This is a genomic window from Enterobacter cloacae (assembly GCF_011078175.1).
In the GTDB taxonomy this organism is placed as follows: Bacteria; Pseudomonadota; Gammaproteobacteria; order Enterobacterales; family Enterobacteriaceae; genus Enterobacter; species Enterobacter cloacae_Q.
Map to the genome: position 1 here is coordinate 425,273 of NZ_JAALCJ010000002.1, position 20,949 is coordinate 446,221.

19 protein-coding genes are annotated in these 20,949 nt (G+C 56.5%); 9 read left to right on the plus strand and 10 right to left on the minus strand.

Features of this window, described 5'->3' with window-relative positions:
• Positions 1-25 precede the first annotated feature (25 nt).
• Positions 26-880, plus strand: a complete 855-nt coding sequence (locus G6Q29_RS06235) for a co-chaperone YbbN (RefSeq protein ID WP_165464944.1) — start codon at positions 26-28, stop codon at positions 878-880.
• Between the two features lie 51 nt (positions 881-931).
• On the opposite strand, the gene fetB is transcribed toward G6Q29_RS06235, so the two are convergent.
• Both fetB and fetA read right to left on the minus strand, forming a co-directional pair.
• Positions 932-1,714, minus strand: coding sequence for an iron efflux ABC transporter permease subunit FetB (gene fetB / locus G6Q29_RS06240; protein WP_165464945.1), 783 nt, complete (start codon positions 1,712-1,714; stop codon positions 932-934).
• The gene (gene fetA, locus G6Q29_RS06245) at positions 1,707-2,378 is read right to left on the minus strand and encodes an iron efflux ABC transporter ATP-binding subunit FetA (protein ID WP_165464946.1); all 672 of its coding nucleotides are present in this window, start codon (positions 2,376-2,378) and stop codon (positions 1,707-1,709) included. Before fetA ends, fetB begins: the two co-directional genes overlap by 8 nt.
• Before the next feature lie 142 nt (positions 2,379-2,520).
• Between fetA and G6Q29_RS06250 the strand changes: the two genes are divergently transcribed.
• The 3 genes from G6Q29_RS06250 to G6Q29_RS06260 all read left to right on the plus strand — a co-directional run bounded on the left by G6Q29_RS06250 (position 2,521) and on the right by G6Q29_RS06260 (position 4,893).
• Positions 2,521-3,375 (plus strand): hypothetical protein, encoded by an 855-nt coding sequence (locus tag G6Q29_RS06250; protein ID WP_165464947.1) that lies wholly within the window; start codon positions 2,521-2,523, stop codon positions 3,373-3,375.
• Positions 3,376-3,529: 154 nt separating this feature from the next.
• The gene (locus tag G6Q29_RS06255; protein WP_003858941.1) at positions 3,530-4,444 is read left to right on the plus strand and encodes an SPFH domain-containing protein; all 915 of its coding nucleotides are present in this window, start codon (positions 3,530-3,532) and stop codon (positions 4,442-4,444) included.
• The gene (locus tag G6Q29_RS06260) at positions 4,441-4,893 is read left to right on the plus strand and encodes an NfeD family protein (RefSeq protein ID WP_023305604.1); all 453 of its coding nucleotides are present in this window, start codon (positions 4,441-4,443) and stop codon (positions 4,891-4,893) included. Before G6Q29_RS06255 ends, G6Q29_RS06260 begins: the two co-directional genes overlap by 4 nt.
• Here the strand turns inward: G6Q29_RS06260 and cueR are convergent.
• On the minus strand, positions 4,890-5,300 hold the full coding sequence (cueR, locus tag G6Q29_RS06265) for a Cu(I)-responsive transcriptional regulator (protein WP_017383222.1): 411 nt from the start codon (positions 5,298-5,300) through the stop codon (positions 4,890-4,892). The two genes, G6Q29_RS06260 and cueR, sit on opposite strands and share 4 nt — an antisense overlap.
• Positions 5,301-5,408: 108 nt before the next feature.
• Between cueR and copA the strand changes: the two genes are divergently transcribed.
• From copA to ybaK, 3 genes are all read left to right on the plus strand, one after another.
• Positions 5,409-7,907, plus strand: a complete 2,499-nt coding sequence (gene copA, locus G6Q29_RS06270; RefSeq protein ID WP_165464948.1) for a copper-exporting P-type ATPase CopA — start codon at positions 5,409-5,411, stop codon at positions 7,905-7,907.
• Between the two features lie 50 nt (positions 7,908-7,957).
• Complete coding sequence (locus G6Q29_RS06275; RefSeq protein ID WP_165464949.1) at positions 7,958-8,752, plus strand: TraB/GumN family protein; 795 nt, start codon at positions 7,958-7,960, stop codon at positions 8,750-8,752.
• Between the two features lie 198 nt (positions 8,753-8,950).
• Positions 8,951-9,430 carry a Cys-tRNA(Pro)/Cys-tRNA(Cys) deacylase YbaK gene (gene ybaK, locus G6Q29_RS06280; RefSeq protein WP_165464950.1) on the plus strand — a complete coding sequence of 160 codons (480 nt, stop codon included), beginning with the start codon at positions 8,951-8,953 and terminating at the stop codon, positions 9,428-9,430.
• Positions 9,431-9,549: 119 nt separating this feature from the next.
• On the opposite strand, the gene ushA is transcribed toward ybaK, so the two are convergent.
• A complete protein-coding gene (gene ushA, locus G6Q29_RS06285; RefSeq protein ID WP_165464951.1) occupies positions 9,550-11,202 on the minus strand; it encodes a bifunctional UDP-sugar hydrolase/5'-nucleotidase UshA in 1,653 nt (550 codons plus the stop codon).
• Between the two features lie 164 nt (positions 11,203-11,366).
• Between ushA and G6Q29_RS06290 the strand changes: the two genes are divergently transcribed.
• Both G6Q29_RS06290 and ybaL read left to right on the plus strand, forming a co-directional pair.
• Positions 11,367-12,587, plus strand: a complete 1,221-nt coding sequence (locus G6Q29_RS06290) for an MFS transporter (RefSeq protein ID WP_165464952.1) — start codon at positions 11,367-11,369, stop codon at positions 12,585-12,587.
• Positions 12,588-12,819: 232 nt separating this feature from the next.
• Complete coding sequence (ybaL, locus tag G6Q29_RS06295; protein WP_165464953.1) at positions 12,820-14,496, plus strand: YbaL family putative K(+) efflux transporter; 1,677 nt, start codon at positions 12,820-12,822, stop codon at positions 14,494-14,496.
• Positions 14,497-14,681: 185 nt separating this feature from the next.
• Here ybaL and G6Q29_RS06300 read toward each other — a convergent pair whose 3' ends face one another.
• The 6 genes from G6Q29_RS06300 to G6Q29_RS06325 form a co-directional block, all read right to left on the minus strand.
• The gene (locus G6Q29_RS06300; protein WP_032104066.1) at positions 14,682-15,986 is read right to left on the minus strand and encodes an inosine/guanosine kinase; all 1,305 of its coding nucleotides are present in this window, start codon (positions 15,984-15,986) and stop codon (positions 14,682-14,684) included.
• Between the two features lie 62 nt (positions 15,987-16,048).
• Positions 16,049-17,011: a ferrochelatase gene (gene hemH / locus G6Q29_RS06305; RefSeq protein WP_165464954.1), complete on the minus strand. Its 963-nt coding sequence runs from the start codon at positions 17,009-17,011 to the stop codon at positions 16,049-16,051.
• 125 nt (positions 17,012-17,136) lie between these two features.
• Complete coding sequence (adk, locus tag G6Q29_RS06310) at positions 17,137-17,781, minus strand: adenylate kinase (RefSeq protein ID WP_006809841.1); 645 nt, start codon at positions 17,779-17,781, stop codon at positions 17,137-17,139.
• A 217-nt stretch (positions 17,782-17,998) separates the two neighbouring features.
• Positions 17,999-19,873 (minus strand): molecular chaperone HtpG, encoded by a 1,875-nt coding sequence (htpG, locus tag G6Q29_RS06315; RefSeq protein ID WP_006809842.1) that lies wholly within the window; start codon positions 19,871-19,873, stop codon positions 17,999-18,001.
• 110 nt (positions 19,874-19,983) lie between these two features.
• Positions 19,984-20,589 (minus strand): recombination mediator RecR, encoded by a 606-nt coding sequence (recR, locus tag G6Q29_RS06320; RefSeq protein WP_165464955.1) that lies wholly within the window; start codon positions 20,587-20,589, stop codon positions 19,984-19,986.
• Positions 20,589-20,921 (minus strand): YbaB/EbfC family nucleoid-associated protein, encoded by a 333-nt coding sequence (locus G6Q29_RS06325; protein ID WP_003858972.1) that lies wholly within the window; start codon positions 20,919-20,921, stop codon positions 20,589-20,591. Before G6Q29_RS06325 ends, recR begins: the two co-directional genes overlap by 1 nt.
• Positions 20,922-20,949: the final 28 nt, after the last annotated feature.

The following is a 20,949-nucleotide window of genomic DNA, read 5'->3' on the forward strand; positions in this document are numbered from 1 at the left end:
GTAAACCGATAAAAGAGAATGCCGCATGTCCGTACAGAATATCGTCAACATAACTGAAGCTAACCTGCAACAGACGCTCGAACAGTCAATGGCTAAACCGGTGCTGTTCTATTTCTGGTCTGAACGCAGCCAACACTGCCTGCAACTGACGCCGGTCCTGGAAAGCCTTGCCGCGCAGTACAACGGTCAGTTCATTCTGGCGAAGCTGGATTGTGACGCCGAACCGATGGTCGCTTCCCAGTTTGGCCTGCGCGCGATCCCAACCGTCTACCTGTTCCAGAACGGTCAGCCGGTGGATGGCTTCCAGGGGCCGCAGCCGGAAGAGGCGATCCGCGCCCTGCTGGATAAAGTCCTGCCGCGCGAAGAAGAGCTGAAAGCGCAGGAAGCCATGGCGCTGATGCAGGAAGGCAAGTACGACGAGGCGCTGCCGCTGTTAAAAGACGCGTGGCAGCTGTCGAACCAGAACAGCCAGATTGGTCTGCTGCTGGCAGAGACCCAGATTGCGCTGCACCGCCCTGAAGACGCGGAAGCCGTGCTGAAAACGGTGCCGATGCAGGATCAGGATACCCGTTATCAGGGTCTGGTGGCGCAGATTGACCTGCTGAAACAGGCGGCCGATACCCCTGAAATTCAGCAGCTTCAGCAGCAGGTTGCGGACAACCCGGAGGATGCCGCGCTGGCAAGCCAGCTGGCGCTTCAGCTTCATCAGGTAGGGCGTAACGAAGAGGCGCTGGAGCTGCTGTTTAGCCATCTTCAGAAGGACCTGGGCGCCGCAGACGGTCAGGCGCGGAAGATGTTCCAGGAGATCCTGGCCGCGCTGGGTACCGGTGACGCGCTGGCGTCGAAATATCGTCGTCAGCTGTACGCGTTGCTCTACTAGCAAAACAATGCCCGGTGGCGCTAACGCTTACCGGGCCTACGAAAGCCGATATTACCCCGTCTTTTTCAACTGCGTCACCACCAGCTGGTGGCGCGCGTTGTAAAACTTCCGATAGGTCAGGTAGCAGGCAATGATGGTGGACAGGCTCGCCGTAGAGAGCAGCATAAACGTCACCATAATCTGGTATTTAATGGCTTTTACCGGATCGATACCGGCAAAAATCAGCCCCGACATCATACCCGGCAGGCTCACCAGACCCACCGTTTTGGCGGAATCCACCGTGGGGATCAGCGAAGAGCGAATGCTGTCGCGGATCAATCGCGCAGAGGCCACCTTCGGCGTCGCGCCCAGGCTTAGCTTCTCCTGAAGCTGCTGCTGTTCACTGCTGAAGCGTTGCCCCAGATTGTTGTAGCACAACCCGACCGCCACCATCGCATTGCCCGCAATCATCCCGGAAATGGGGATCACCTGCATCGGCGTAAATTCTATCGAGCCGGAGAGCACCAGCACCGCCAGCGTTAACGCGGTCCCGGTAGTGATGGCAATAAACGACGAAATAAACGCTTTATCGATGTATTTACTGCGTTTCTGCGCATTCCATGCCGCGTTAAAGCAGATAAACAGCACCATCAACAGGGTCAGTACAGCATGATTGACGTTGAAGATGTATTTCAGCACATAGCCGACGATAATGAGCTGAATGACCGCGCGGGCAATACTCCACAGAATATCTTTTTCCAGCCCCAGCTTTTCCCGGTAGCTGACCACAATCGCTACCAGTACCAGTAACATCGACAGCGCCAGCGATTCGTTGGTTATGTTATGTTCACCCACGGTGAGCCTCCTGCATTTTCCCGCCCTGCGGCCTGAGCATGATGACATCATCCGCATGGGTAATTTCATTTGAATCATGCGTCACCCATAGCACGGCAATATTCTGCTCCCGGGCGTAGCGATGGATAATGTCATTTACGTTGCGCTTGTTAGCGTCATCCAGCGCGCTGGTGATCTCGTCCAGCAACAGCGCCTTCGGCAGGAATTGCAGGTTACGGATCAGCGAGACGCGCTGCTTTTCCCCACCTGAAAGTTCCGCGATCGATTTGGTCAGCGTTTCCGGAGAAAGCCCAAACCGGGCCAGATCGTCAGCAAACTTTTTCGGTTCAGGCGTTTGGTTGCGGATGTCCCAGGGAAACACCAGATTATCGTACACCGTGTCACCAAACAGGGACGGCGTTTGCACGCAGTATGACACCTGCTGGCGATAGCTTTCCGGTGAAAGCGTGGCGATATCTTTCCCTTCAAACAGGATTGTTCCTTCCGTTGGGCTCAGTAGCGAGGCCACAATTTTCAGGAGCGTGCTTTTGCCGCAGCCGGAGGGACCGGTTATCAGTTTAAATTCGCCCGGAGACAGACAAAAATCGACATGCTGAAGAAGGGGGGTGTCACCCACACGAAAGCCAACATCCCTGATATTCAGAAGTTTTTTTTTATTATTCATTCCAATTCCGTTAACCGCTGTGATAAGAACAGCCTTTAGCATAATCCTTTCCGGTAACCAGCGCGAATAGCCTTAATCTATGGCAAGTGTTAAACTTTTTGTTCGCTAATTGTCACCCCTCTCACTACAGGAAGTCAGCAACATGACACATATCTTTTATGAGTTCTCTTCCCTGAAGCCTGGTGTTCCTGATGTAGAAACATTAATGGAAGTCATCAATTCTTCGGAACTCACGCGTTTTGTCATGGGTGCTGAGGTAGTCGATTTTGTGAAGAAGGCGCTCATCGTTAACACCACGATCGGTAGCTTTAAAAATTGCTATTTTGCTTTCGAGGACGGGGCTTACTTTCTCGAATTTGACGGCAAGGGTAAATCCAGACGTTTTACTGAAGTGCCGGACTGGTTCGTTTCTCCCGCAGAATTTGCCCGCTCGCAATGGCTGATTAACCATGACCTGGCCGATGTAAAGGCGACGGCGTTCATTGACGTGCTGATGTCCTACCCGCTTAAAGAGCGCCGGGCGCACTGTAATCTGCTGTTTGGTCTGGATCTGCATAAGGTCAATGTGGTTCCGGCGCCTACAGCCCCTGTCGGAAAAATGGGCAATAAAAACGGAAAAACCACCAAGCCTCGCGTCACGGACCTCGGCTCTTTTGAGCTTTTTACCGCGTTCTTTGCGCGTATGAAAACCGCCGTCAATGCTAATGAATTCCCTACCCTACAGGTACTGACCGGCCAGGAGGATCTTACAAAAGCGCCGCATAGCTTAAAGCAAGGGATCAGAACGTGGTTTAAAGCGATTGCCGGCGATCTGCCGCCGAACAACAAACGTGTCGGGGCGGGCAATGCGGTGCTGTTCTGCGCTCCGGTTCGCGAGCAGATCCAGCAGATAGAGGCCATCGGCCTGGAAAAATACTACCAGGGCTTATCAAAAGCCATCGCTGACGCCGGGGATGGGTTTATCACTGACTTCAGCTATACCTGGTCTGAAAAGTAACGCTTTGCGCCCCGCATCCCGAACGGGGCGTTTTATTTCTGCCAGTCCGGTTCCCACCTCTTTACAGGGGCGAAATCCCGTTCGTTAGCCGATATACTTACGTTCAACAAATACGCAATTTTTCTCGTTACGGCATGCAAAACAGGAGGTTTTTATGCTCATCGTTGTTCCTGTCCTTATTTTCGTTGCGCTGGTTATCGTGGGCGCAGGCGTCAAAATTGTCCCGCAGGGTTACCAGTGGACCGTCGAACGCTTCGGTCGCTACACCAATACCCTTCAGCCTGGCTTAAGCCTGATCGTCCCGTTCATGGACAGGATTGGGCGTAAGATCAACATGATGGAGCAGGTACTTGATATCCCTTCCCAGGAAGTCATCTCCAAGGATAACGCCAACGTCACCATCGATGCGGTGTGTTTTATACAGGTGATTGATGCGCCGAAAGCGGCCTATGAGGTGAGCAACCTGGAGCTGGCGATCGTCAACCTGACCATGACCAACATCCGTACCGTGCTCGGCTCGATGGAGCTGGACGAAATGCTCTCCCAGCGCGACAGTATCAATACCCGCCTGCTGCATATTGTGGATGAAGCCACCAATCCGTGGGGGATCAAAGTGACCCGTATTGAGATCCGCGACGTGCGCCCGCCGGCAGAGCTGATCGCCTCCATGAACGCCCAGATGAAGGCCGAGCGTACCAAGCGTGCCTATATTCTTGAAGCCGAAGGGGTGCGTCAGGCCGAGATCCTGAAAGCGGAAGGGGAAAAACAGTCGCAGATCCTGAAAGCCGAGGGCGATCGGCAGTCTGCCTTCCTCCAGGCGGAAGCGCGTGAACGTTCAGCGGAAGCGGAAGCCCGCGCGACGCAGATGGTCTCCGAGGCGATTGCCGCCGGGGATATCCAGGCCGTGAACTACTTCGTCGCGCAAAAATATACCGATGCGCTGAAGGAGATCGGCTCTGCGAACAACAGCAAGGTGGTGATGATGCCGCTGGATGCCAGCAGCCTGATGGGATCTATCGCCGGAATTGCCGAACTGATCAAAGACGGCGGAAACGAGCGTAAAAAATGATTGAGCTCATCGTTGCACATCCTCATGCGTTCTGGCTAAGCCTCGGCGGCTTGCTGCTGGCCGCCGAGATGCTTGGCGGCAACGGTTATCTGCTGTGGAGCGGGGTTGCCGCGGTGATTACCGGGCTGGTCGTCTGGCTGCTGCCTGTCGGCTGGGAGTGGCAGGGCGCGCTGTTTGCCGTGCTGACGCTGCTGGCCGCCTGGCTGTGGTGGCGCTGGCTGAACAAACGGGTGAAGGCGCAGAAGCCGGTCGACGCGCATCTCAACCAGCGTGGGCAGCAGATCGTGGGTAAACGCTTTACGCTTGATAACGCGCTGATCAACGGACGCGGTCATATGCGCGTGGGGGACAGCTCGTGGCCGGTGGTGGCCGACGATGACCTCAGCGCCGGCACGCGGGTTGAGGTCATTGCGGTAGAAGGCATTACCCTGCGGGTGAAAGCCTGTTAGGCGTGGGTTTTACGGTGGCAGCAGCCGGAAAGATTGTCGATAATCGGGCACTCGGCGCTGTCATCTCCCGGGCAGGATTCCGCCAGCTGTAGCAACTGCTCACGCATCGCCTGTAATTCGATAATATGGCGTTCGATCTCCGCCACTTTTTCCAGCGTACGTTTTTTCACGTCGGCACTGTGGCGTTTCGGATCGTTAAACAGGTTTACCAGCTCGCCGCACTCTTCAAGATTAAATCCTACCTGTCTTGCCTGGCGCAGTAACGTCAGTTCATCAAGATGCAGCTGCGTATAGCTGCGGTAGCCGTTCTCGCTGCGCAACGGTGGCGTCACCAGCCCTTTTTCCTCATAAAAGCGAATCGCTTTGCTGGTTAAGCCGGTTTTTTTCGCAACATCGCTGATATTCACATTTCCCCCTTGACCTTCCCCTTGATGGAAGGTTTAACCTTCATAACAGTTAGCGAAAAGCAGAGTGAAGGTCAACAATTGACCAGAACATTATACGGGAGTTTTGTTATGTCTCACACTATTGACCTGACACTGGACGGCCTCTCCTGCGGCCACTGTGTCAAACGCGTTAAAGAAAGCCTGGAACAGCGTCCTGACGTGGAAAGCGCTGAGGTGACTATCGATCATGCCGCCGTGACCGGCTGCGCCAGCGCCGAGGCGCTGATTGATACCATTAAACAGGCCGGTTACGGGGCGGAGTTAAGCCACCCAAAGGCTAAACCGCTGGCAGAGTCATCATCCCCGTCGGAAGCACTGACAGCGGCCACTCCTGAGCTTCCGGTAGCTGATGACATTGATGACAGCCAACAGCTGCTGATCAACGGCATGAGCTGCGCCAGCTGCGTCTCACGGGTACAAAACGCCTTGCAGGCGGTACCGGGCGTCGCACAGGCACGGGTAAATCTGGCGGAGCGTACTGCGCTGGTAATGGGCAGTGCCTCCGCCGCAGAGTTAGTGCAGGCCGTAGAAAAAGCGGGCTACGGGGCGGAGGCCATCGAAGATGATGCCGAGCGCCGCGAGCGCCAGCAGGAAACGGCTATTGCCACCATGAAGCGCTTCCGCTGGCAGGCGATCGTCGCCCTGCTGGTCGGTATTCCGGTGATGGTGTGGGGCATGATGGGTGACAACATGATGGTCACCGCTGAAAACCGCACCCTGTGGCTGGTAATCGGTTTGATTACCCTGGCGGTCATGGTGTTTGCGGGCGGGCACTTCTACACCAGCGCCTGGAAAAGCCTGAAAAACCGCACGGCGACGATGGACACGCTGGTCGCGCTCGGGACGGGCGCCGCGTGGCTGTATTCGATGAGCGTTAACGTCTGGCCGCAGTGGTTCCCGATGGAAGCGCGTCACCTTTACTATGAAGCGAGTGCGATGATTATTGGCCTGATTAACTTAGGCCATATGCTCGAAGCTCGCGCTCGTCAGCGCTCGTCGAAAGCGCTGGAAAGATTACTCGATTTAACCCCGCCGACGGCCCGAGTAGTGACGGAAGACGGGGAGAAAAGCGTCCCGCTTTCGGAAGTGCAGCCGGGTATGACGCTGCGCCTGACTACCGGCGACCGCGTGCCCGTCGACGGCACGATAACCCAGGGCGAAGCCTGGCTGGATGAAGCGATGCTGACCGGGGAACCCATTCCTCAGCAAAAATCCGATGGCGATGCCGTCCATGCCGGTACGGTCGTTCAGGACGGCAGCGTGCTGTTCCGCGCCAGTGCGGTCGGGAGCCATACCACGCTGTCACGCATCATTCGCCTGGTCCGCCAGGCGCAGAGCAGTAAGCCGGAGATTGGTCAGCTTGCCGATAAAATCTCCGCCATTTTTGTGCCGGTGGTCGTCGTTATTGCCCTGCTGAGCGCGGCGATCTGGTATTTCTTCGGCCCGGCGCCGCAGATTGTCTACACCCTCGTAATCGCCACCACGGTGCTGATCATCGCCTGCCCTTGTGCCCTTGGTCTGGCCACGCCGATGTCGATTATCTCTGGTGTCGGACGCGCCGCCGAGTTTGGCGTACTGGTCCGTGATGCTGACGCCCTGCAACGGGCAAGCACGCTGGATACGCTCGTCTTTGATAAAACCGGCACGCTCACCGAGGGTAAACCGCAGGTGGTAGCCATCAATACCGTTGGCTGTACGGAAACGGATGCCCTGCGCCTTGCCGCCGCGCTGGAACAAGGCTCCAGCCACCCGCTGGCGCGCGCCATCCTTGAGAAAGCCGGTGATGTCCTCCTGCCGCAGGTAAGCAACTTCCGAACCCTGCGCGGCTTAGGGGTCAGCGGTGAAGCCGAAGGGCATACGCTGCTGCTCGGTAACCAGGCGCTGCTGACTGAACACGGCGTTGATACGTCCGCGCTGGACGCAGAGCTGAACGCGCAGGCTGCTCAGGGCGCGACGCCGATTCTGCTGGCGAGGGATGGTCAGGTGGCGGCGCTGCTGGCCGTGCGCGATCCGTTACGCCAGGACAGCGTGGATGCCTTACAGCGCCTGCACCGCGCGGGCTATCGTCTGGTGATGTTAACCGGTGATAACCCGATAACCGCTAACGCCATCGCCAGAGAAGCCGGGATTGATGACGTGATTGCCGGCGTTCTACCGGACGGCAAAGCGGACGCTATCAGGCAACTGCAACGTGACGGACGTCAGGTGGCAATGGTTGGTGACGGCATCAACGACGCCCCGGCGCTGGCGCAGGCCGACGTAGGCATTGCAATGGGTGGCGGGAGCGATGTCGCCATTGAAACCGCCGCGATCGCCCTGATGCGTCACAGCCTGATGGGCGTGGCGGATGCGCTGGCGATTTCGAAAGCCACGTTGCGCAACATGAAGCAGAACCTGCTGGGCGCATTCGTCTATAACTCACTCGGTATTCCTGTTGCTGCCGGGATTTTGTGGCCGCTGACCGGCACCCTGCTGAACCCGGTTGTCGCAGGTGCGGCGATGGCACTCTCGTCAATTACCGTGGTGAGCAACGCCAACCGCCTGTTGCGGTTTAAACCGAAGGATTGAACCTTGTACCCGTACGCGCTAGCATGAACCTTTCCGTTTATGGAGCGCGTATGAGTCTGTTTAGTCGTATAAAAGCATCGTTTCGCGCCCTCTTTCCCCGCCGTTATCCCTGGCCCGGTATGGATATTTCGCTTCCGGGTGGGCAGCATCTGCATCTGGTGGGAAGCATTCATATGGGCACGCAGGATATGTCCCCCCTGCCCTCCGGCCTGATCAAACTGCTGAAGCGCGCCGATGCGCTGATCGTCGAAGCCGACATCTCCGGTCAGGGATCGCCGTTTGCCGGGCTGGAAAGCGACCGCTCCCTGGCTGAACGTCTTAACGAGACGCAGCTGGCTGAGCTAACCCGTCTTGCGGATGAAACCGGCGTCTCGCTCTCTATGCTCGACACCCTGCCCCTGTGGCAAATTGCCATGGTGCTACAGGCAACCCAGGCGCAGCGCCTGGGGCTGCGCGGCGATTACGGTATCGATTATCAACTGCTGAATGCGGCAAGGGCGCGCAACCTGTCCGTCATTGAACTGGAAGGCACGGACAGCCAGATTGCGCTCCTCCGCCAGCTTCCCGATGATGGCCTGGTGCTGCTGGATGACACCCTGACCCACTGGCACACCAACGCGCGTCTGCTGCAAACGATGATTGGCTGGTGGCTGGATGCGCCGCCCGCAGACGGTAAGCTGGCGCTACCGTCCACGTTCAGTGAATCGTTGTACGATGTGCTGATGAACGCGCGTAACCAGGCGTGGCGGGAGACGCTGTATGCCCTGCCTGCCGGTCGTTATGTGGTCGCGGTAGGCGCGTTGCATTTGTACGGAGAAGGGAATCTGCCGGCACTACTGAAATAAAAAAATGGCCAATATCTCTATTGGCCCGTCAAAGAGGAATTTCATCGTTTTTATTATACCGAAGTGACCTTCGGCTACGCCGATTGTCGCTCAAAGTAACCATCACTGCCAATACTATTGCGCAAGATGGTGCTATTTTTTAGACAAACGTCAGGCGTATGCTGCTGGCATGAATCGCCTGTCGCAAGAAGGATAGCCATGACTCCCGCCGTTAAATTACTCGAAAAAAACAACATTTCTTTCCGGATCCATACCTACGATCACGATCCGAACGACACTAACTTTGGTGATGAAGTGGTGCGCAAGCTTGGGCTGAACGCTGACCAGGTCTACAAAACGCTGCTGGTCGCGGTGAATGGCGATATGAAGCATCTCGCCGTGGCGGTAACGCCCGTTGCCGGACAGCTTGATCTGAAGAAAGTCGCCAAAGCGCTGGGGGCGAAAAAGGTGGATATGGCAGACCCGATGGTTGCGCAACGCACCACGGGTTATCTGGTCGGTGGGATCAGCCCGCTCGGGCAGAAAAAGCGCCTGCCGACGCTGATCGATGCGCCTGCGCAGGCGTTTGAGACGATCTACATTTCTGGCGGCAAACGCGGGCTGGATATTGAACTGGCCGCAGGCGATCTGGCGAAAATGCTGGACGCGAAGTTTGCGGATATTGCGCGCCGGGATTGAGAAAATTGCCCGGAGGCGGCTGCGAGGTAAAAGCAAAACGGTAACAGGCGTTACCGTTTTTTGTATTCGCACCCTCTCCCCGTGGGAGAGGGGTTGGGGTGAGGGCATCAGGCCGCACACTACTGCCAGCTTACCTCTCCTTTCGGCTCATATGCGTTCACGTCAATCGGTGAATTTTGCTGGATAAACTGCTTCAACACTTCCGCATCAATAAACCCGGTATTTACGTAGCCCGGTTTGTTATCGATATGCGGATAGCCGTCGCCACCGGTGGCGTTAAAGCTTAACGTTGCCAGACGGTAGGTTTTCGCCGGATCAACCGGCTCCCCTTTGATTTTGAGATCGTTGAGCTTGCCGTCTTTCGCCACAAAGCTGACGTTAGCAAACTGCGGATACGCCCCGGAATCCGGCTTCATCTGCGCCACGGCGGTCAGGTAGTCAATAACCTCTTTCCCGCTCATGTCCGCATAGACCACCACGTTGCCAAACGGCTGCACTTTCAGCACGTCTTTATAGGTGATGTTTCCGCCTTCGATGGAATCACGAATTCCGCCGCCGCTCATCACGCCGAAATCCGCATTCGTGCGTGCCATTTGCGCAGCCAGCACCAGACGTCCCATGTTGGTCTGCACGAAGCGAACTTTGCTGCGGTCTCCTTCCAGTCGTCCGTTAAGCGTGCCAATCTTCACGTCCAGCTGCGCTTTGCCTTTGCTCTGGAACGGCGTCAGCAGAGAGAGCATCTGCTGGTTTTCAGCGATCTCTGGCGTGTAGAGTACGCGCTCGCTTTTGCCGTCCGGGTAGGTCACTTTCTTCTTCAGGTTGACCGGGATGAGCTGATAGTGCACCAGCTTCATTTCGCCGTTACGGAATTCGAAATCCGCGCGACCCACGTATTTACCCCACTCGTGCGCCTGTACAATCCAGATCCCGTTCTGACGGTCCGGTGCGCACGGCGTGCCCGGCACGTAATCCACCTGCTTTTTGTTCTCCGACGCCATGCAGACCGGATCCTGCGAATGACCACCCACAATCATCGCCAGCGAACCCGACGGGAGGCTGCGCGCCATCTCCACGTCGCCCGGCGCATTGGATCCGTGCTCGCCGTTATCGTAGTGCCCCATATGGGTGGTGGCGATAATCACGTCCGGCTTTTCGTTCTGCTGTAACTCCTGGATCACCAGCTTCGCTTCGTCTGCCGGTTTACGGAATTCGATGTCGGTGAAAAATTCAGGGTTGCCAATTTTGGCCGTATCGTCGGTGGTTAAGCCGATAACCGCAATTTTCAGATCCTGACGCTTAAACAGCGCCCACGGTTTAAACAGGCGCTCGCCGGTGCTTTTTTGATAAATATTGGCGGAAAGGAACGGGAATTTGGACCACTTCTCCTGCTGGCGCAACACGCTCAGCGGATTATCAAACTCGTGGTTTCCGACCGCCATCGCGTCGTAACCAATTAAATTCATGCCGCGGAAATCGGGCTCGGCATCCTGCAAATCAGATTCCGGTACGCCGGTATTAATATCTCCGCCCGACAGCAACAGGACGCTGCCACCCTGGGCCGCGACCTCTTTACGAATGCCGTCCACCAGCGTTTTTTGCGCCGCCAGGCCGTATTCACCGTATTCGCTGCGCCAGAAATGACCGTGATGATCGTTAGTATGCAGAATGGTAATTTTATAGGTTTTATCTTTTTCATACGCCTGCGCGGGCAGGCTTGTCAGCCCCCATGCGGCGATGAGCGCCAGCGCGACGCCACGCTTCATTAACTTCATCTTCTCTCTCCCTGACCCATAGACAAACGCAAAAATTACAGTGACTCACAAGAATAGACAAATAAGTTTTCAGAATTGCGACTTTCTTCAAATGTCACGGACGGGTATGTTAGTCGGATAATAATTACTCCCTGCATCTCTAATAACAAATCGACGTGGTATTTATGGCAATCAGTGAATCAACCCAGCCCGTCCAGGGCGCTCCGGCGTCGCCGCCGAAATCGCGCACTTCTTTTAAAGTATTAGGCGCAATCAGTCTCTCTCATCTGCTCAACGACATGATCCAGTCGCTGATTCTGGCGATCTACCCGCTGTTGCAGTCTGAGTTCTCACTAACCTTCGTGCAGATCGGGATGATCACCCTGACCTTCCAGCTGGCCTCTTCGCTGCTACAGCCAGTGGTGGGCTACTGGACGGACAAATACCCGATGCCATGGTCGCTGCCCATTGGGATGTGCTTCACCCTGAGCGGGTTAGTGCTGCTGGCCATGGCGGGCAGCTTTGAGGCGGTACTGGTTGCCGCGGCACTGGTAGGAACCGGTTCATCGGTGTTCCATCCAGAATCGTCCCGCGTGGCGCGTATGGCCTCCGGCGGACGCCACGGGCTGGCGCAGTCTCTGTTCCAGGTGGGCGGTAACTTTGGCAGCTCCCTCGGTCCTCTGCTGGCGGCGGTGATTATCGCGCCCTACGGTAAAGGCAACGTGGCGTGGTTTGTGCTGGCCGCGCTGCTGGCGATTGTCGTCCTGGCGCAAATCAGCCGCTGGTATGCCGCGCAGCATCGCGTAAATAAGGGAAAACCTGCCGCGAAGATAAGCAATCCCCTTCCGCGCAATAAGGTGATCCTTGCCGTCAGCGTGCTGCTGGTGCTGATTTTCTCGAAATATTTCTATATGGCGAGCATCAGCAGCTATTACACCTTCTATCTGATGCAAAAATTCGGATTATCGGTACAAAACGCCCAATTTCACCTTTTTGCCTTCCTGTTTGCGGTGGCGGCAGGCACGGTGATTGGCGGCCCTGTAGGGGATAAGATCGGCCGTAAATATGTGATTTGGGGCTCTATCCTCGGCGTTGCACCGTTTACGCTTGTTTTACCGTACGCCAGTCTGGAATGGACCGGGATTTTGACGGTGATCATTGGTTTTATTCTCGCATCGGCATTCTCAGCCATCCTGGTCTATGCGCAGGAGCTGCTACCGGGACGTATCGGCATGGTTTCCGGTCTCTTTTTCGGTTTTGCCTTTGGCATGGGCGGCCTTGGCGCAGCCGTGTTAGGTATGGTTGCAGACCATACCAGTATCTTCCTGGTTTATAAAATCTGCGCTTTCCTGCCACTTCTGGGGATGTTGACCATATTCCTGCCTGACAACCGTCATAAAGCGTAGTTTCATGGCTGCCAAAGTTAAACTTTGGCAGCCGGATAACCTGATTCCATAAGGCTTCCCCCTTCATCCCTCCCAAAAATTTTGCTAAACCTGCCCTTTTTCACGCTTATTGCCTTTTTGTTCTGATTTCAACAATTATTCATAAACATAAGGGTAAAAATTGTCATAAACTATTAATCGGCTTTTTGGTATTTGCACCAAAAATGGATCACCCACAGCGAAAGGAGAACGAATGCACCACGCCACACCGCTTATTACCACCATTGTTGGTGGACTTGTGCTCGCTTTTATCCTCGGCATGATTGCCAATAAACTGCGTATTTCGCCCCTGGTAGGCTATTTGTTAGCGGGCGTGCTGGCAGGGCCCTTTACGCCAGGTTTCGTCGCGGATACCAAACTGGCACCGGAACTGGCGGAACTGGGCGTTATCCTGCTGATGTTTGGCGTCGGTCTGCATTTTTCCCTGAAGGATCTGATGGCGGTAAAGTCGATCGCCATACCGGGAGCGATCGCCCAGATAGGGGTGGCGACGCTGCTGGGCATGGCGCTTTCGGCGGTGCTGGGCTGGTCAATCATGACCGGTATCGTATTTGGGCTTTGTCTTTCAACCGCCAGCACCGTGGTGCTGCTGCGCGCGCTTGAAGAGAGACAGCTGATAGACAGCCAGCGTGGGCAAATCGCGATAGGCTGGCTAATTGTAGAAGATCTGGTGATGGTGTTGACGCTGGTACTGCTGCCTGCCGTCGCCGGAATGATGGAAAAAGAGAATATTGGCTTCGCCTCGCTGGCGCTGGATATGAGCATTACCATCGGTAAGGTTGTGGCATTTATCGCCATCATGATGCTGGTGGGCCGCCGTCTGGTGCCGTGGATCATGTCCCGCAGCGCCGCCACCGGCTCGCGTGAACTGTTCACGCTTTCGGTCCTTGCGCTGGCGCTGGGCATTGCCTTTGGCGCCGTCGAGCTGTTTGACGTCTCCTTTGCGCTGGGCGCATTCTTCGCCGGGATGGTGCTGAACGAGTCCGAGCTGAGCCACCGTGCCGCGCACGATACCCTGCCGCTGCGTGATGCATTCGCGGTGCTGTTCTTTGTCTCCGTCGGGATGCTGTTCGACCCGCTGATCCTCATTCAGCAGCCGCTGGCCGTGCTGGGTACGCTGGCAATCATCATCTTTGGTAAGTCCGTTGCCGCCTTTTTCCTGGTACGGATGTTCGGCCATTCGCCGCGCACGGCGCTGACCATCGCCGCCAGCCTGGCGCAGATTGGCGAGTTCGCCTTTATTCTTGCCGGTCTGGGCATGACCCTGAACCTGCTGCCACAGGCGGGGCAAAATCTGGTGCTGGCGGGGGCGATCCTCTCCATCATGCTAAACCCGGTATTGTTTGCCCTGCTGGAGAAATATCTCGAGAAGACCGAAACCCTCGAAGAGCAGACGCTGGAAGAGGCTACGGAAGAGGAGAAGCAGATCCCGGTGGATATCTGCAACCATGCGCTGCTGGTCGGTTTTGGCCGCGTCGGCAGTTTGCTGGGTGAGAAGCTGATGGCGCAAGGGATCCCTCTGGTGGTGATCGAAACCTCCCGCACCCGCGTCGACGAGCTTCGCGAGCGCGGCATCCGTGCGGTGCTGGGCAATGCCGCTAACGAAGAGATTATGAATCTGGCGCATCTGGACTGCGCTCGCTGGCTGCTGCTCACTATCCCGAACGGTTATGAGGCCGGCGAGATTGTGGCCACAGCCCGCGAAAAATGTCCGCATATCGAAATCATTGCCCGCGCCCATTATGACGACGAGGTGGAGTACATCACCGAACGCGGTGCGAACCAGGTGGTGATGGGTGAGCGTGAGATTGCGAATACGATGCTGACAATGCTGACGAAGCCGCCGGTTGAAGAGGCGGTGACGGGGTAAGATTTTTGCGGTCTGATGCCCTCACCCTAACCCTCTCCCACAGGGAGAGGGAACAAACACTAAAACGGCAACGGACGTTGCCGTTTTGCTTTTACCTTGTGCGGCCTGATGCCCTCACCCTGTCCCTCTCCCACAGGGAGAGGGAACAAACACCAGAACGGCAACCAGAGGTTGCCGTTTTGCTTTTACCTGTCCCAATAAGCCTCTTCGAGGCTGTCTTCCCGTTCCGGCAGACCGCGCGTTAAGCGCGGAGAATGCTGATTCAGCACCTGGTAGCTTACGCGGTTCGCGTATTTACATACCTGCGCCAGCGAGGAATAGGTCAGCCAGTTAAAGGTATGTTTGCTGGAATTCGGCACATTGGTTTTGTGGTAGGCGTTGGCGGTGATGTCGTGCAGCAGCGCGGCCAGCGCGCCGTCGCCCGCACCGTTGGTGTTCATGATCTTCTCAGGCCCCCCCATATACGGTGCGATGTGGGAGAAGATACGCAGCGGATTGATGCAGTCTTTATGACGCATGGCGCGGCTGAACTCGTACTGGTTAAATTCGGCGATTGCGCCCGGCAGCAGCGGGTGCTGGGTTTTACGCTTGCTCTCTTCTTCCGTGAAGCCCGCCATGTACAGCCCGACCGGCCCGGCGGTGCAGAGCACCAGATCCACCCAGTCCAGCGCTTTATCAGACGCCAGCAGCGGATCGCTTTCGCCGGTCAGCGCTTCGGCTTCTTCTTCATTCATCGCCAGAATCGAGACGTGTTCTTTCAGGAAGGCCTGCCACCACTCCGGGTTATCGGCAATGACGAATTTGGTGCCCAGCGTCAGAACCACAGGCACGTTGTATTTCTTCGCGTACTCAATTGCCTTCATGGTTGCGTCCGGCATGGGTTCGCCCGGCTTGCAGCGCACCAGATAGGAGGTCAGTACCAGCGCAGACGCGCCTGCAATCACCTCTTCCGGGATACTTTCGGCGCGCAGCTTGTTCATATGGCCGGGGCTGATGGCAAAGGTACGTTCGCCGGAATCGCTTATCAGCGTAAAGCAGCGGCCAATCGGCCCGTCAACGCCTTGCAGATAGTTCAGATCGGTGCGGCTGGAGGTATTGCACAGGTAGCGGTAGGCGTAGCCACCGATTTCGATATTGCTGCACATCACGCCAAGCAGAACCGAGCGGTCGTCTGCCAGAACGGAGTAGTTGTGCATGGTGTTGCCGATGGTGCCGCCGGCAAACTGGTGGGTGATAAGATTTTCGCGCACCAGCTCCTGATACAGCGCTTCAGCAACGTCATCCTCAATCACCAGCGAGTGCCCGGCGCTCAGACCATAACGCGCGACAAACGCATCATCCACCTTAGCTTCAATGTCCACCAGCGTCTGATCGATACCGACCACCCAGGCAGCGCTGGTTTCGCTTTCCTGCTGAATTTGCTGTAACAGCGGATCGCGGGCATCGACGGGGAAATAATGTTTGGATTTACGTTTACCGGGAAATTTCATGGTCTGAACTGTGCAAAGAATACGGGCCGGGAATGGTAGCACAAACCCGGCCCGTAACGCGATCAGCGGCGGGTGGTGACCAGTGACACCATCATGTCGATGTGTTCAGGGGAGTCGTTAAGCGCAGGAATGTACTCGTACTTTTCACCGCCGGCCTCAAGGAAAAATTCCCGGTTTTGCACCGCAATCTCTTCCAGCGTTTCCAGACAGTCCGCCGAGAAGCCCGGCGACATCACCTGAATGTGCTTCACCCCCTTCTCGCCCAGCATTTTGAGCGTTTCATCGGTATACGGGGTCAGCCACGGCTCGCGGCCAAAGCGGGACTGGAAGGTCATCATCACCTTCTCCGGCGGCAGGCCGAGGGCGGAGACCAGCTCGCGGGTAGTATCGCGGCAGCGCTGGGGATAATCATCGCCTTCGTTCGCGAAACGCTGCGGAATGCCGTGATAGGAAAGCAGCAGCAGATCCGGCTCTCCATGTTTTTCAAACGACGCGCGCACGCTGCTGGCGAGCGCCTGAATGTACAGCTCGTTATCGGCATAGTCGCGGATAAAGGTGATACCCGGTATACGGCGGCGGGTCGCCAGTATGCGCGCCAGCTCGTCCCAGACGGCGGCCACCGTGGAGCAGGAGTACTGCGGATAAAGGGCGAGCACCACAATGTGCTCAACACCCTGCGCCAGAAGAGAGTCGACGGCGCTTTCCAGGGACGGCTTGCCGTAGCTCATGCCGAGCGCAACGGGCATGTCCGGCAGGCGGGCGGCCAGCGCTTTTTCCTGGCGACGGCTGTAGACCATCAGCGGCGAGCCCTCCTCCATCCAGACGGACTGATAGAGTTTGGCGACGCGCGGCGAACGAATCGGCAGAATGACGCCACGCAGCAGCGGCCACCACAGCAGTCTCGGGGTATCCACGACGCGCGTGTCGCTTAAAAATTGTCGCAGGTAGCGTTTTACCGCGTCTGATGTAGGTGCTTCTGGAGTGCCCAGATTGGCAAGCAGGATGCCGGTTTTCGCCTGACTCATTCACGCCTCTTAACCATTTGATAGGTTGTCAATTGTAGCGGAAATGCGTTTAAACGGAACCAATTGCAGTGAAAGGAAAAATGAGAAATATTCTCACCCGGAGAGCCCGGGTGAGAGAGTTGCACTTAGCCGAGGATTTTTTCCAGCTCTGCACGTACGTCAGCGACGGCTTTAGTACCGTCCACTTTCGCGTATTTAGTGTTACCCGCCTGCGCTTCTTTGGTGTAGTAGCCGATCAGCGGCGCAGTCATCTGATGGTATTCCACCAGGCGTTTACGCACGGTCTCTTCCTGATCGTCTTTACGGGTGGTCAGCTCTTCGCCGGTCACGTCATCTTTGCCTTCAACCTTAGGCGGGTTGAATTTGATGTGGTAGACGCGGCCAGAGGCAGCGTGTACGCGACGGCCAACGATACGGTCAACGATCAGCTCGTCCGGTACGTCGAACTCCAGCACGTAATCCACGTTGATGCCCGCTTCTTTCATGGCGTCAGCCTGAGGAATGGTGCGCGGGAAGCCGTCCAGCAGGAAACCATTGCGGCAGTCTTCCTGGGCAATGCGCTCTTTGACCAGCGCGATAACCAGTTCGTCGGTGACCAGCTTGCCTGCGTCCATGATGTCTTTCGCTTGTTTGCCCAGCTCGGAGCCAGATTTAACAGCGGCGCGCAGCATATCACCAGTGGAGATTTGCGGAATACCGTATTTCTCCATGATGAACTGAGCCTGAGTTCCTTTACCCGCGCCCGGAGCGCCAAGCAGAATAATACGCATTGCGAAAATCCCCTCAAATGTCGTTTCAATTTTTCAAAAGCGCTAAACAATACCACCAGAACGGGTATCGCTCAAGGAAGGCGGGGAGGCTGAAACGGTTAATGGGGGGAGATAATTTGGGTGAGTGCGGTCTGGTGCCCTCACCCTAACCCTCTCCCACAGGGAGAGGGAACTCTTTCACCCTCTCCCTGTGGGAGAGGGCCGGGGAGAGGGGAGATTACGCCAGCAGCAGCGCATTCACACGTTTAATGAACAGGTTAGGATCTTCCAGCGTGCCGCGCTCGGCCAGCAGGGACTGATCCAACAGCAGTTCAACCCACTCGGCAAAACGGGCGTCGTCCTGGGTATCCGCCGCGCGTTTCACCAGCGGATGATCCGGATTAAGCTCAAAGATATATTTCACTTCCGGCACCGCCTGGCCCGCCGCAGCGAACAGTTTCGCCATCTGGGTGCTCATTTCGTCCGCATCGGTGGTGACAATCGCTGGCGTATCGGTCAGGCGGTGCGTGAAGCGCACCTCTTTCACGCGGTCGCCCAGCAGCGTTTTAACACGCTCAACGAACGGCTCCAGCGCCTTCTCGGCTTCCTTCGCGCTGTCGTCCACTTCATCCGCCAGCTTATCGATAGACTCGTCGGCTTTGGCAACGGACTGGAAGGATTTACCGTCGAACTCGGTCAGGTAGTTCATCATCCACTCGTCGATGCGGTCAGACAGCAGCAGCACTTCGATGCCTTTCTTGCGCAGCAGTTCCAGATGCGGGCTGCTCTTCGCCGCCGCGTAGCTGTCGGCGGTGATGTAGTAGATCTTCTCCTGCCCTTCTTTCATGCGGGAGACGTACTCTTCCAGCGACACGGTCTGGGCGGAGGAGTCGTTGTGCGTAGAGGCGAAGCGCAGCAGTTTTGCGATCGTTTCAACGTTCGCGGTGTCTTCCGCCGGACCTTCCTTAAGCACCAGACCGAACTGTTTCCAGAAGGTCTGGTATTTTTCCGCATCGTCCTTCGCCAGTTTTTCCAGCATCTGCAACGCACGTTTGGTCAGGGCGTTACGCAGGTTACGGGTGACGGTGCTGTCCTGAAGAATTTCACGGGAGACGTTCAGCGGCAGATCGTTGGAATCTATCAGGCCACGCACAAAGCGCAGGTAGTTCGGCATGAACTGCTCGGCGTCGTCCATGATGAAGACGCGCTGCACGTACAGCTTCAGGCCGTGCTTGTGATCGCGGTTCCACATGTCCCACGGCGCCTGTGCCGGGATGTACAGCAGGCTGGTGTACTCCTGCTTCCCTTCCACACGGTTGTGGCTCCAGGTCAGCGGATCGGTAAAGTCGTGGGCGATGTGCTTGTAAAACTCGTTGTACTCGTCGTCTTTGATTTCAGCCTTGTTGCGCGTCCACAGCGCCTGCGCCTTGTTGATTTTTTCCCAGGAAACCACGGTTTCGCCGTCTTTCTCTTCCTGTTTTTCAATCTCAACCGGCAGCGCGATATGGTCAGAATATTTGCTGATGATAGAGCGTACGCGCCAGTCGTTAAGGAAATCGTCTTCGCCTTCACGCAGGTGCAGGGTTATTTCGGTGCCGCGATCCGCTTTGGTGATGTCGTCAACGGTGTATTCGCCTTCCCCTTTAGATTCCCACAGTACGCCGTTCTCGGCGCTATCGCCCGCCGCGCGGGTGCGCACGGTGACTTTATCCGCCACGATGAACGCCGAGTAGAAGCCCACGCCGAACTGGCCGATCAGCTGGCTGTCTTTCGCCTGGTCAGAGCCCATGGACTCGAGGAATGCTTTGGTGCCGGATTTGGCGATGGTTCCAAGATGGTCGATCACCTCGTCGCGGTTCATACCAATGCCGTTATCGGCGATGGTCAGGGTGCGGTTCTCTTTATTGAACGAGACGCGCACGCGCAGCTCGCCGTCGCCTTCGTACAGATCCGGGTTAGACAGCGCGCGGAAGCGCAGCTTGTCCGCCGCATCGGAGGCGTTGGAAATCAGCTCACGCAGGAAGATTTCTTTGTTGGAATACAGGGAATGGATCATCAGGTGCAGAAGCTGTTTTACTTCTGACTGGAAACCACGGGTTTCTTGTCCTTTCATCTAAGTCGACCTCAACAATGCCATTTAATGGGGTTGTAAAACGTTGAGTGAGAGATGGGGATAAGGGGGGAAATTTTCAAGCGGAGGCCGCGCGCGCAGCCTCCGTTTGGTCAGAAAATAATCTTGTGACGTCCGGCCAGCGAGTGCGACAGCGTGGTGCCGTCGACCATCTCCAGCTCACCGCCTACCGGCACGCCGTGGGCGATACGGCTGGCGTCAACGCCGTACTGCGCGCACAGCTCGGCGATGTAGTTGGCGGTTGCCTCCCCTTCCACCGTCGGGTTGGTGGCGAGGATCACCTCTTTGATGGTTTCCGACTCCAGGCGCTCCTCCAGGCGATCGAGACCAATATCGTCCGGGCCGATGCCGTCCAGCGGGGAGAGATGCCCCATCAGCACGAAATAGCGGCCGGAAAACTGCCCGGTTTGTTCGATGGCGTAGATGTCCGCCGGACTCTCCACCACGCAAATCTGACCGTTTTCCTGACGACGCGGGTTCGTGCAGATGTTACAGACGTCCTGCTCGGTAAAGGTGCGACAATCCGCACAGTGACCAATTTCTGACATGGCACGGGTCAGAGCCTGCGCCAGGCGCATCCCGCCGCTGCGGTCGCGCTGCAATAGCGTAAACGCCATGCGCTGCGCCGACTTCGGGCCAACGCCCGGCAGGCAGCGCAGTGCTTCCATTAACTGCGTGAGCAGCGGACTGGTTTGCATCAGAATGGCATCTTAAAGCCCGGCGGCAGCTGCATACCGCTGGAAACAGAGGCCATTTTCTCTTTCTGGGTTTCGTCGATACGGCGCGCAGCGTCGTTAAACGCGGCTGCAACCAAATCTTCCAGCATCTCTTTGTCGTCTTCGAGCAGGCTTGGGTCGATTTCAACGCGACGGCAGTTGTGCGCGCCGTTGATGGTCACCTTGACCAGACCGGCACCGGATTCGCCCGTGACTTCCAGCTGAGCGATCTCTTCCTGCATCTTCTGCATTTTTTCCTGCATCTGCTGAGCCTGCTTCATCAGGCCACCCAGACCGCCTTTTCCACCAAACATAGGCTTCTCTCTTCTTTCACGTTTAAGG